Below are 11,565 nucleotides of genomic sequence, written 5' to 3' on the forward strand. Positions count from 1 at the left end.
CCTGGTGCCGTTTGTAGGCCGGGTCAGGCGTAGCCGCCACCCGGCAGTAAGACGGTACGCCGCCACCCGGGATGTCGCCCCTATCCGTGGGCGAGAAAGCGGGCCAGGCGCTGCTGCAGCAGGCGATTTTCGCGGGTCAGCCGCGCGTTCTCATCCAGCAGCGTCAGCGCCACCGCAATCCCCGGCCAGTCCAGCTCCAGCTCGTTACGCAGGCGCACCGCGCGATGGACGATCGTCACCGCGCTGTCGTCGAACAGCCAGGCGTCCGCCTGCGGCTGGTACGGTTCAATCATGCCTAAGCCGACAATCTCCGTCAGCTCCTCTTCCGACACCCCGGTACGCAGGCACAATTCGGTAATGGTAAACGTCACTGTTACTGTAGCCATCAGGCTTTCCCCCATGTCTTACGCGGATCGAAGCTGGCTTCGGCGGTGGCCAGCTGTTGCCAGAGCTCACGCGCTTTTTCATCTGGTTTTGGCGGCATCACAATTTTAATAACGGCGAACAAATCGCCGGTGTGGGTTTTGCTCACCAGCCCTTTGCCCTTGATACGCAGGCGCTGCCCTGCCTGGCTACCCGGCGGCACCGTCAGCAGAATGCTCTCTTTCAGGGTGGGCACCGTGACTTTGGCGCCCAGCGCGGCCTCCCACGGCGCCAGCGGCAGGACGATCTCCAGGTTATGTCCCACGATGTCGAACAGCGGGTGCGGGGCGATGTGGATCACCAGCCACAGATCGCCGTTCGGCCCGCCGTTTTCGCCCGGCGTCCCCTGGCCTTTCAGGCGGATGCGCTGTCCATCGGCCACCCCGGCGGGGATCTTCACATTCAGCGTTTTCGGCGTCTCGCTTTCGATCATGCCGAACACGTTATACACCGGCAGGTTATAGCTGATGGTGCGGGTCTGCTCAGCCAGCGTCTCTTCAAGGAACACCGCGACCTCGATCTCCAGGTCGTGGCCGCGCGACGCGTGCTGACGGCGACGCTGATGCGCCTGCTGGCCAAACATGGAGGAGAAGATGTCGTCGAAATCCTGCTGGCTGTAGCTCTGCTCGTGGGTCTGCTGCTGGCGACCGAACCCGGGATCGTTGCGATGCTGCCAGAGCTGATCGTATTCCGCGCGCCGTTGCTCATCTTTCAGGACTTCCCAGGCTTCGGCGAGATCCTTAAATTTGGCTTCGGCATCGTTTTCTTTACTGACGTCGGGGTGGTACTTGCGCGCCAGGCGGCGGTAGGCGGTCTTGATGGTTTTCAGATCGTCGGTTGGTTGCACCCCGAGAATGGCATAATAATCCTTCAATTCCATGCTGTTATCTCATCTATGCTCAGTGCGGTGGTTACATATTCCCTGGATCAGGCGTCTGTATAAAGCGTAGGGCAAATGCGCCCTGAAGGGGAAGAAAAGTGGCGGAAACTTGACGCCGTCGGGGTCAACGGCGTCATGGGCGCGGCTAGTCTTTCACCTGCGGCCGCGGACGACGGCGCCAGCCTGCGAACAGCACCAGCAGCGCGCCGATGGCGCCGGCCAGGCGCGCAATGCCGTCGCCGGCGGTGGGAAACAGCTGGCGAAGGGTAGGGTCGCTGACCAGCATTGACCCGGCAATCCAACCGATAAGCATCCCGCCCAGCAGCACCACCGCGGGAAAGCGAGTGAGCAGGGCCAGCACCAGCTTGCTGCCGGCGACGATAACCGGAATGCTGATCGCCACGCCGAGGGCGACCAGCGCAATGTGCCCTTTGCCTGCGGCGGCCACCGCCAGCACGTTATCCAGCGACATGATCACATCGGCGACGGTGATGGTGACTGCGGTGCGCCACAGGCTGCCGGAGCTGGCAACCTCGCTCTCGTCCTCCTCATTACTGACCAGCCTGATGCCAATCCACATCAGGAGCAGCGCGCCGACTATTTTCAGCCACGGCAGCGACAGGAGATACAGGGCGATCGCCAGCAGCAGGATGCGCGCCAGGATAGCGCCTACGGTGCCGATGACGATCGCTTTGGTGCGTTTTTGTGGCGGCAGTTTGCGACAGGCCATGGCGATCACCACGGCGTTGTCGCCGCCCAGCAGTAAGTCGATGGCGACAATCTGCAGCATAATCACCGCCATGTCCCATTGTTGAAGAAACGCATACATATCGAGAGAAACCACCTGAAGTAAATACCACGAAAAGCCGTTGCGCCGGGGGCTCCGCCCGGGGAGCGTTGACCACTGGCGCCGGTCCGCGCCGTCGCGCGGGAAACCTGAGCCTGAAAAATAAAGTTACGAATCAACGCGCCGTCGGGCAAGGCTTCGGCGAAAAAGGGTGATATTTTGTCATGCAGACTCACCTGCTGTTCACTTATCGCAAGGATCCCCACTATGTCTGGCCACAAGAAATACCTCTCTGTCGCCCTGCTGAGCGCTGTCTTACTGCCGGCGATGGCTTCTGCCGCTGACGCGCCGGCGACTTTCACCGCGGAACAGGAGGCGCAAATCGGCAAAATTGCCGCCGATTACCTGGTCGCCCACCCGGAAGTTCTCCTGCAGGCAAGCCAGAAACTGCAGCAAATTCAGGCTGAGCAGCAGGCCAGCGCGGCCACCCAGGCGGTGCTGAAGAATGCCGCCTTGCTGACCCAGGATAAAAATACCCCGACCTACGGCCCGGCCAACGGCAAAGTCACGGTGATTGAGTTCTTTGACTACCAGTGCGTCTACTGCAGCCGGCTGGCGCCGGTGATGGAGCAGGTGATTAAAGCGCATCCGCAGACCCGCTTCGCTTTTAAAGAGTGGCCTATCTTCGGCGGCCGCTGGGAAAGCTCGCTGGAAGCAGCGAAAACCGGCCTGCAGATCTATCAGCAGAAAGGGGCGGATGCCTATCTGGCCTACCATAACGGGATCTACGCCACCGGACATAACGAAGGCAAGCTGACGACGGCGGATATCCAGCAGCAGGCGAAGAAAGCCGGCTTTGATGCGAAGAAGGCCACCGACGTCGAACCGGTGCTGCAGAGCATTAACGACTTGGCGCAGGAGATTGGTCTCAGCGGCACGCCGGGCGTGATCGTGATGCCGACTACTGGCGCCACGGAAGCCAGCATCACCGTCTTCCCGGGGCTGGCGGATAAAGCCTCGCTCGAAGCCGCCATTAAAAAGGCCGGCGGCTGATCGGCGGCGTCGTTACCCAGTCAGGGCCGCCGGGGGCGGCCCTGCTATCATTCCTGATCCCTCTCCTCGGGCGGCGGCGGCAGCGCGTGGCTTTTTAAATCAATAATCTGGCCAATGTGATCGTGGTAAACGGTCAGCAAATTATAGCGACTCATTTCGGAGATGATCTGCGGGGCGACGTTAAAGCTGCTGGCCAGCTCCTCATCTTGCAGGGTAAGCACCGCGGTGTGACGCCGGGTATGGGCGCGGCGTCGGTTATAGTGGTACCAGAGGATCAGCAACCAGCCGTTCAGCGCGGCAATCAATAAATACACCAGCGCCGTATTCAGGGAGTCCATCAACGACGACCAGCGCGGGGAGGGCGGCGCGATGAACTGCATCAGCAAATTGGCGTAGAGAAAGAACAGAAAACCGAGCCAGGCCAGCAGCGTTAAGCCGGCGTCCACCAGCCGGGGCAGCACGCGGTGTTCGGTTAAGATGAGCGTATTTTCATTCATCGCAGGCTTCCTTTTCCCCGGTCCGGGCTCACCCAGCGCGCGCGGGAACGTTGACGTTTCAACATCACTTTCGGAAAAGCGACCAGCGTGGTCAGCAGGCCGATCATCCAGTAAACCATCGGGAACCAGATCACCCAGAACAGGGATTTGGCGACCTTTTTCTCATAGCGCCGTTCGATATACAGGCTGGCGACGAACTGCAGCAGGCACATCAGGCCGAGCAGCATGCCGGTGAACTCAGGCGGAAACAGGCTGTGCACTGTCAGGTTGTCCGGCAATGGCATCAGGCGGCTGAGGATAAACAGCAGGATGGTGACCGCGTAGGCAAAGGCCCACAGCGTGGAGCAGGCATACTCCAGAAACAGCGGCCACATCCGATGATGCTGCCAGTGAAACAGGCGGCGCAGGTTGACCAGAAAGACTTCGGCTCCCCCCTGGGCCCAGCGCAGACGCTGCTTCCATAACCCTTTGAGGGTCTCAGGCATCAGGATCCAGCACAGCGCCCGCGGCTCGAAAAAGATGTCCCAGTGGCGGAGCTGAAGCTTCCAGCTGATATCAATATCTTCAGTGATCATATCCGGGCTCCAGTAGCCGACGTCCGCCAGGGCCTGACGCCGGAAGGCGGCGATCACGCCGGAGACAGTAAAGACCCGGCCATAGATCCGCTGCGTCCGCTTGATAAGGCCAATGATCGACGAGAACTCCCCTACCTGAATGCGGCCGATCAGCGTGGATCGGGTGCGGATCCGCGGATTGCCGGTGACCGCCCCGACGTGCGGGTAGTGGATCAGCGGGGCGACCAGCCAGGCCGCGGTATCCCGGTCCAGCAGGGCGTCGCCATCGATGCAGACCAGCAGATCGCCGCGCGCGGCGGCGGCGCCCGCTTTGAGCGCCACCGCTTTTCCCTGATTGGCGGCCAGGTGGATCACCCGCAGCCTTGGCTCCTCCTGCGCCAATTGCTGGAGCACCTGGGCGGTGTTGTCCGAAGAGCCGTCGTTAATCGCGATCACTTCGAGGTTGGCGTAACGCTGGGCCAGCGCCGCGCTGATGGTCTCCCGGGCGTTTTTCTCCTCGTTAAAGCAGGGGATCAGGATCGAGATCAGCGGATTGCCCGGTAGCGACGGCGGCGGGGTATCCTCTCCCCACGGCCAGTGGCGCTCCAGCTGGAACCAGAAGTACAGACCCCCGGTGATCCATAGCACCGACATAAACAGCGGCCAGAAAAAGACAAAGTCGAGGATAAGCTCGCCGGTAAACGCCGCTGCGACGCCTAACGGCAGCCCGAAAACGAGGCATAAAATGCACAATGCGATAATGCGATCAGTCATGGTCAGGGTACCACCAGGAAGAAAATTGCGGTCTGATACGGGAGATATCTGGCTGATTGTTAATGAAATCGTCTGGGTAGTAGCCGTAGTTTTTGACGCCATTTAGCCGCAGCAAATGCATCCAGTCCGCCAGCTGTTGGTCGGGAATGGCGTTGCGTTGGCGTCGGTTCCAGTCTCTGGCCTGTAGCTCAAAGATGGTTTTCTTCAGCGCGCCCGGGCGGCGGGCGACGGCCTGCACCAGCCGCGTCAGCCAGGCCTGGCTGGCGTCAATCGGCACGGACTCCATCAGCGGCATCGCCATGGGGACCGTCCAGTCATAGGCGGCAAGGAAGTCATCCAGATTTTGCGCAAACCAGGCTTCGCTCTGCGGCTCAAGGATCGGCAGGGCGAAGAGATTACGCGCCGTTTTTACCTGCGGGCCGCGGATGGCCTGCACCGACTGGCGCAGCTGCAGAGTGAAGCGGGTCAGGGTTTGGCTTTTGAAACGCATCCATGCCTGGCGCTCTTGCGGACTTTGGGGCACCGGGCCGGCATCGTGCGCCAGGCCACTCTGCCGCCAGGCGGCGACCGCCTCCGGGCTCACGTCTTCAAAATCGGTCAGCACGGCGTCGTCGTGGAACAGAATCCCGCTGAAGCTGGCGTGTCGGGCCAGATCCTCATAGATGTCGGTGATCTGCTGGCGAACCCGGGGATCCCAGGGCGACAGGCGGACATAGGGCTGACGGGCAAGTAACGCCTTCCCGGTTTGCGGATCCCAGCGCTGAACGCGCGGCAGATCGGACGAGAGATCGAAGGCCAGCACCGGCATCCAGGCATAAACCTTCACCCCGCCGCGGGTCTGCAGCTGCCAGGAGACGAAGTTAAACAGGTCGGCGCGCATCGGCAGCCAGCGGTTGGGGAAATAGAGCGACTTGACCGTGCCGTCACCCTGCGGGTCGGAGAAGGCCTGCAGAAAGACGTGGCTGATTTTCATGTCATAGACGCGCTGCACCAGCTTATCGATATTCTTTGCCTGCTGGACGGGATTGGGGTCATAGACATAGTCCAGATCCACATGCATCACCCGAACAGGATCGGCTTCCTGAATCTGCGCCACTGCGTTGGCAAAGGCCTTGATCGACGGGTTACCGGCGATCAGCATGCGCGGAATATTATCCAGATCCTTCACGTTGCCCAGGCCGTCGTTCAGCGTAAACGCCAGTTGATACCCCTGCTGTTTGGCGATGGCCAGGGTGCTGCCGCTGGCGGCGCCGTAGGGCCACACCCAGGCGCGCGGCGCTTTCCCGGCGACGTCGTGGATTTTCGCCGTCACTTTCTCCACGTCATCGGCCATTCGCCGGGTAAACTGCGCGTCGCTTTCATAGCGGCCGGTGGTTTTGTCCCAGCCGCGGTTAGCGGCGGCGGGCTCGCGGCTGCCCTGTGGATTGGCCGGCAGGCCGTAGTGCGAGGCCCAGGTGTGCGCGCCGATCTCCACCAGCGGCGAGCGACTAAGCTCGCGCACCATCTCCCAGGTGGCGAAGCGATCGCGCGGCGTCATCAGGCCGCCAAAATTAACGGGCTGGTTGGCGGGGGTGTCCACCCAGCTGCCCACCGGCGCCCACAGCGCCGGAACGTTCCAGGCTTTAAGCAGCGGCCAGACGCGAGTGTAAAAACTGCTATAGCCATCGTCGAAGCTGAGAAGAAAAGCCTTAGGCGGCAGCGGCTTAAGGCCATGATGCGCGTCCAGAATGTCCTGAACGCTCACGGCATGGTAGCCGTGATGCAGCAGCCAGGCGATCTGCTCATTAAGCGCGCTGGTACGCACCGAAAGATAACGCTGGTCGGCGGCGTCGTCTTCGACGTCATGATAGGCCAGCACCAGAAAGCGATCCGCCGGCCAGGGGTTATTGGCCTCCAGCTGGGGTCGTTGCTGCGGGGCGAGGAAGGGGACTTCCTCAGCACGCACGCTGAAGATAAGGCACAGCCAGCCGAGAAGCATCAGGCCGTTGCGCAGGGTCGTGTTCAGCATGGTCATCCTTAAAACCGTATGTTTGCATCAACAGTGATAGCGAGGTTGTTTTCACGTTTACCGTCGTAGGGGCGTTTGTCCCAGTTCAGCATCACCCCGGCGTCGACGAGGTTGTTCCAGCGCAGACGCTGTCCGTAGCCCAGCGTCGTTATCGCGCCGGCGGCGTGATTTTTTTGCCAGTAGCTGCCGCCGCCGGCGAGTAGCTGCTGACTCCAGACGGTGTCATACCGCTGGTAAAGCGTGTGATCGACCGCCAGCGCCGCGGTGGCCGCGAGGTCGCGGGCCGGACTGTAATACGCGGTGTCGGTGCGGCTATTGGCGCTGGCCGACAGACCGGGCTGCAGATCCAGCGTTAGCCACGGGGTCTGCCAGAGGCGCTCTTTACCGGAGAGGGTGTACTCCTGACGACGGTTGTGGTCGGTAAAGCGGCTGGCGGCCGCGCTGACGCGGTACTCCCGGCGCTCGTTTTGATACCAGCGCAGCCAGCCTTCGCCGCGGTTGGCGCTGACGCCGTTGCGTAACGCGCGCAGCGGCGTCTGCTGCGAAATCCGCTCCAGCTCGCCGCCCAGCTGCCAGCGATCGTTGACGTCGTGCGCGGCGGAAAGGCGGACGCCGGGCTTATTCTCGCCGTGAAAATTGACGCTGGAGAGTTCAAGTTCTCCCCAGGCGTCGCGCGGACGCCATTCAATACCGGCGAACAGCTGGCGACGGCTGCCTTTCCCCTCTTCAAAATTGCCTTGGGCAAAGCGGTGGCCGCCGAACAATCGCCAGCTGTCGGCTATCGGCGGGCTGTAGATCGCCGTCTCAAAACTGAGGTCGTGGGTACCGCTCACCGGGTTGTCGGAATGCAGCCCTTTGCCGACGCTCAGGCGCAGCTCGGAGAAATGATGGATTTCGCGGGCTCTGGCCAGGCGCTGGGTATTCAGATCCCGTGGCGAGCGGGCGATAACGTCGTCGGTCAGCAGATCCATCTGCCGCCACTCCTGCAGATCGAGGGCGACCCAGGCCTGCTGGCGCTCCAGCTGCAGGCTGGCGGGCTCCAGGGCTTCCGCCGCTTTCAGCTGGCGTTCGGCTGCCCGCGGCAGCCCTCTGTCCTGCAGCAGGGCGGCATAGTCGATCTGCAGCCCCTGGTTGCCGGGGGCCGTCGCCGCCAGGCGCTGCATACGGGCTTCGGCCTGCGGCAGGGCGTTGGTGGCGGAGAGATAGTGCACGTTAAGCGACTGCGCGGTGAGCCAGTCGTCGTTCGGCTGGGGCGTCGGCGAGCCGTAGAGATGACGGATATAGGGCGCATTCCGGGTGAGTCGGGCGACATACCGCTGCGCCGCCGGGTACTGAGCGGTGTCCAGCAGGGCGTAGAAAAGCTCATGTTCTTCATTCTGTTGGCTCGTCAGCCACGAGGGATGCTGATGAATAAGCGTCAACGCGGGCTCAATCTGCTTAAGCGCGATATAAGAGGAGATAACCCAGCCGATGGCCCAGTCGGGAACCGCCTGCTGCTGCGCCATCAGGCTTTGGTATTCGCGAATAACCTGCGCGTAGTCTGCGTTGGCGTACAGCGCGCCCAGACGGTCAATGCGCGCCCGGGTGATGTCCGGGGCGGCCTGCGGGTCGGGACGCCAGGCGGCGATCATCGCGTCGTATTGCGCCAGCGCCGTGCGGGCCAGCGCATAACGCGCCTTTTCTTCACGGGAAGGCGTATCGGCAAGGCGCACCAGTTCGGCGGCGGCGTTCAGCTGCAGGTTGCGCTTTTCCGCGGGCGTCAGTTCGACGTTATTCGCGAGGCCGAGGGCGGGGGAGTCGATCCGGTTGCGGGTCAGGGTCGCCATCAGGCTCGCCAGCGCGGCTTTATTCTGCGGTTCGCGATCGAGGATCTGCGTGTCCACCAGCAGCTGGTCCCAGCTCTTGCCAAGCCGCAGGTAGACATAAGAGAGGGTCTGCAGGTGGGCAATGCTCGCCTGCTCCGCCACCAGGCGACGCGCTTCTCTGAGCGCCTCGCCGTCCTTGCGGGCATCGGCCAGCGTCTTGATATAGCCGATACGATAGTCGTCACTGTCGGGGGCCTGGCTGAGAGCCTGCTGCCAGAGGAGGAGCGAGGCTTGCCACTGTTTCTGGTTGCGCATCGCCTGCGCCGCGGCGGCGGTGCCCCGTGCGGGAAGCGGCATATAGACCTGATAGCGTCGCCAGACTTTCACCACCTCGTCGTCCTGGCCGGCCCAGAGGGCTACCTGCAGCCAGTCCGCTACCTGAGAAGGGGTTAAGGCATGCCGCAGCTGGTATTGCTGAAGATATGAGAGAAAGGGGGCGTACTGGCCTTGACGCGCTTGCAGGATCTGCTGGTCATAGAGCGAGTCCGCTCCCTGAACCAGCGTCGGGAAGAGCAAAAGCACGCCGATTGACAGCGAGAGTTTCGTGTTGCGATTAAACAATAACGTATTTGAATAAGGTGATCTTTCCATTTCTATTTGCCATATGTTCATCAAGAATCCATTGCACAACACGACCGTCCTTTGACGGTGAGTTAAAGGATGAGGATGGTCCCATTTAGCTGACTGGCACTGCGGGTGAATGACTTATTGCAAAGTAATAAACATATCTCCTGTGGATAATTGAATGGATAATTTATACCCGATACCGCAGCGGATAAATATGGTTAAATGACGAACTGCGTTTTAAGATAAATCTGTAAAAATGGTTTAATTCGAATCGCCATGTTGAAGCGAGTTCCTTTAACTTACTGAAATAAATAAAAAATGGAGTTGGCTGAAATTTTGTTTTAATTTTGTTGGGTGGCTTATATTGCAGTGAGGAGAAAGGTTTTTCATGGATATTTAAGATGATTTCTGACAAAAATTCTCAATAGCAAAAAAAGCATCTTTTCTGTGGGATTTTTTTATTTATAATTAATCCGTTTATTTTCTGTCCGCACCCAGGGAGGTTTTTCACAGCCAGATTCAGATGCCGCGCTAATGATAAATCACAGATCTCGTTATTTTTACCGCCATGCGGAGCGTTCCCCAGGGGCAAGGAAAACGTCTGGTTGACGAGAATTTGTTGATTAAATGTTAAAGGGAAGACTTGTGGCAAATTCAATGATATTAGTTACCCAGGATCACTATCTTTTTCAAGGAGTTAAGAATTTCTTTCCTGATATCATTCAGTTAGATTCTAGCGGAAAAGCGATTTTAGATAATGAGGTTGATGAACTCTCTCTGCTGGTTGATAGCCGTTCGCCGCTTTGTCATTACGATTATCTGGTCATGGAGGCGGCACAATCCAGAAAGCGAATATGCTGTATTGTCCTCGATATGCGCCATCGGGAAGAGCATTTACTCAGTCTGAAATCGTTTTTAAACATGTCATTATCACCCGCCGATATGGCGACCTTATTTGGGCTTTTTCTGGAGATGAAGAGCAAGCGGCTGACCAAAGAGTGGTTCGACAATCTGCGCTTAAGTATGACAGAGCAGCTGATGCTGCGTTTTCTTGGGGCGGGGATGACAATGGAGGAGGTGGCGGTGAATCTGAATACTTCGCTAAAAAGCCTTTACCGCAAGCGGACCGCGCTTTATGAGCGACTGGGGTTAGATAATTTTAATGAAGCCTGCTTATTTATCTTCAAAAATAAACTGCTGGACCAGTCCGGTCGATCGCCATAAGGCGTGGTTGTACAGGGAACAGGTGATATCGCAAGGTATGTGACGATGGAAATGTAATAAATTAAATAGATATTGATAGGTACAACCGTCGATACCAGTCGGTATCCAGGGCGGCGCCCGGCATATAATTCCGGAGCTCTTTGGAAGTAATTACCGCCATGGCGGTTTGCTATGCACAGCGATTATTATAATGATTATATTCCTTGCGCCGCAGAGGAATAGTTTTGTCATAAATTAACTCTACCATGGTATTCCGACTCACGCGTCGGAATACCATGAGATATCGTGAAAGCATCAGAGGAGCGAGGTGGATGAGAATAAGGGACAGTATTGCGGAGCGGTTAGAAGCCTGCGGGCTCTACCGTCGGGCGGCATCCAGATGGATTGAGGTGATGCAGCGTTGCCTGGACGATGAGGACCGAGAGTGGATCCGTCACCATCGCAATCAGTGTCTGAAAAAGGCGCAACGTCCGCCGGCGCCGAAAGAGGAGTTCGCCGATCTCCACCAGGCGGCAAAGGAGACGCAGTATCGCATGGGCATTGCGAAGCCCTATGGCGAAGCGTTCAGGCTGCCCGGCAAAGGGAAAACCGCCGCCGAGTAATACCTTTCTTCACTGCGTTTGTGCAGACGTTTCATTGACCCCCAGGCCCGCGCAAGCGCAGCGTCGCCGGGCGATATACATCAGACGCCGTACCCGCGGTTGTGCCGGGTGGCGGCATCAATGCCTTATCCGGCCTACGGGTCCTCCCGCAGGCTCAAACAGCGTAGGCCCGCGCAAGCGCAGCGTCGCCGGGCGATATACATCAGACGCCGTACCCGCGGTTGTGCCGGATGGCGGCATCAATGCCTTATCCGGCCTACGGGTCCTTCCGCAGGCTCAAACAGCGTAGGCCCGCGCAAGCGCAGCGCCGCCGGGCGATATACATCAGACG

The 11,565-nt window shown here is 59.3% G+C and carries 10 protein-coding genes; 3 read left to right on the forward strand and 7 right to left on the reverse strand.

Features of this window, described 5'->3' with window-relative positions; genetic code table 11:
• Window positions 1-80: 80 nt before the first annotated feature.
• From cbpM to ABLV04_RS08215, 3 genes are all read right to left on the reverse strand, one after another.
• Entirely contained in the window at window positions 81-386 is a 306-nt protein-coding gene (gene cbpM / locus ABLV04_RS08205) for a chaperone modulator CbpM (RefSeq protein WP_132135318.1), read from the reverse strand.
• Window positions 386-1,303 carry a curved DNA-binding protein gene (cbpA, locus tag ABLV04_RS08210; protein ID WP_023291678.1) on the reverse strand — a complete coding sequence of 306 codons (918 nt, stop codon included), beginning with the start codon at window positions 1,301-1,303 and terminating at the stop codon, window positions 386-388. Before cbpA ends, cbpM begins: the two co-directional genes overlap by 1 nt.
• 145 nt (window positions 1,304-1,448) lie before the next feature.
• On the reverse strand, window positions 1,449-2,132 hold the full coding sequence (locus tag ABLV04_RS08215) for a TerC family protein (RefSeq protein WP_032454594.1): 684 nt from the start codon (window positions 2,130-2,132) through the stop codon (window positions 1,449-1,451).
• Window positions 2,133-2,357: 225 nt separating this feature from the next.
• On the opposite strand from ABLV04_RS08215, the gene ABLV04_RS08220 reads away from it, so the two are divergent.
• Window positions 2,358-3,143, forward strand: coding sequence for a DsbA family protein (locus ABLV04_RS08220; protein WP_023291680.1), 786 nt, complete (start codon window positions 2,358-2,360; stop codon window positions 3,141-3,143).
• A gap of 47 nt (window positions 3,144-3,190) precedes the next feature.
• Here ABLV04_RS08220 and pgaD read toward each other — a convergent pair whose 3' ends face one another.
• The 4 genes from pgaD to pgaA are packed head-to-tail and all read right to left on the reverse strand — an operon-like array spanning window position 3,191 to window position 9,432.
• A complete protein-coding gene (gene pgaD, locus ABLV04_RS08225; RefSeq protein WP_180266245.1) occupies window positions 3,191-3,640 on the reverse strand; it encodes a poly-beta-1,6-N-acetyl-D-glucosamine biosynthesis protein PgaD in 450 nt (149 codons plus the stop codon).
• On the reverse strand, window positions 3,637-4,968 hold the full coding sequence (gene pgaC, locus ABLV04_RS08230; protein WP_004206396.1) for a poly-beta-1,6-N-acetyl-D-glucosamine synthase: 1,332 nt from the start codon (window positions 4,966-4,968) through the stop codon (window positions 3,637-3,639). The genes pgaD and pgaC overlap by 4 nt, the downstream gene beginning before the upstream one ends.
• Window positions 4,961-6,976, reverse strand: a complete 2,016-nt coding sequence (gene pgaB / locus ABLV04_RS08235) for a poly-beta-1,6-N-acetyl-D-glucosamine N-deacetylase PgaB (protein ID WP_049013131.1) — start codon at window positions 6,974-6,976, stop codon at window positions 4,961-4,963. Before pgaB ends, pgaC begins: the two co-directional genes overlap by 8 nt.
• An 8-nt stretch (window positions 6,977-6,984) precedes the next feature.
• Complete coding sequence (gene pgaA / locus ABLV04_RS08240) at window positions 6,985-9,432, reverse strand: poly-beta-1,6 N-acetyl-D-glucosamine export porin PgaA (RefSeq protein WP_180266246.1); 2,448 nt, start codon at window positions 9,430-9,432, stop codon at window positions 6,985-6,987.
• 633 nt (window positions 9,433-10,065) lie between these two features.
• Here pgaA and ABLV04_RS08245 point away from each other — a divergent pair.
• On the forward strand, window positions 10,066-10,632 hold the full coding sequence (locus tag ABLV04_RS08245) for a LuxR C-terminal-related transcriptional regulator (RefSeq protein ID WP_032454598.1): 567 nt from the start codon (window positions 10,066-10,068) through the stop codon (window positions 10,630-10,632).
• A 311-nt stretch (window positions 10,633-10,943) separates the two neighbouring features.
• Entirely contained in the window at window positions 10,944-11,234 is a 291-nt protein-coding gene (locus ABLV04_RS08250) for a PerC family transcriptional regulator (protein WP_004153693.1), read from the forward strand.
• Window positions 11,235-11,565: the final 331 nt, after the last annotated feature.

Origin of the sequence: Klebsiella sp. JN_Kp127, assembly GCF_040062505.1 — a bacterium.
Classification (GTDB): Bacteria; Pseudomonadota; Gammaproteobacteria; order Enterobacterales; family Enterobacteriaceae; genus Klebsiella; species Klebsiella quasipneumoniae.

What these genes read in the sequence shown, in the direction of transcription:
- cbpM (WP_132135318.1), bottom strand. Translation starts at nt 386, where the DNA reads ATGGCTACAGTAACAGTGACGTTTACCATTACCGAATTGTGCCTGCGT.
- cbpA (WP_023291678.1), bottom strand. Translation starts at nt 1,303, where the DNA reads ATGGAATTGAAGGATTATTATGCCATTCTCGGGGTGCAACCAACCGAC.
- ABLV04_RS08215 (WP_032454594.1), bottom strand. Translation starts at nt 2,132, where the DNA reads ATGTATGCGTTTCTTCAACAATGGGACATGGCGGTGATTATGCTGCAG.
- ABLV04_RS08220 (WP_023291680.1), top strand. Translation starts at nt 2,358, where the DNA reads ATGTCTGGCCACAAGAAATACCTCTCTGTCGCCCTGCTGAGCGCTGTC.
- pgaD (WP_180266245.1), bottom strand. Translation starts at nt 3,640, where the DNA reads ATGAATGAAAATACGCTCATCTTAACCGAACACCGCGTGCTGCCCCGG.
- pgaC (WP_004206396.1), bottom strand. Translation starts at nt 4,968, where the DNA reads ATGACTGATCGCATTATCGCATTGTGCATTTTATGCCTCGTTTTCGGG.
- pgaB (WP_049013131.1), bottom strand. Translation starts at nt 6,976, where the DNA reads ATGCTGAACACGACCCTGCGCAACGGCCTGATGCTTCTCGGCTGGCTG.
- pgaA (WP_180266246.1), bottom strand. Translation starts at nt 9,432, where the DNA reads ATGGAAAGATCACCTTATTCAAATACGTTATTGTTTAATCGCAACACG.
- ABLV04_RS08245 (WP_032454598.1), top strand. Translation starts at nt 10,066, where the DNA reads ATGATATTAGTTACCCAGGATCACTATCTTTTTCAAGGAGTTAAGAAT.
- ABLV04_RS08250 (WP_004153693.1), top strand. Translation starts at nt 10,944, where the DNA reads ATGAGAATAAGGGACAGTATTGCGGAGCGGTTAGAAGCCTGCGGGCTC.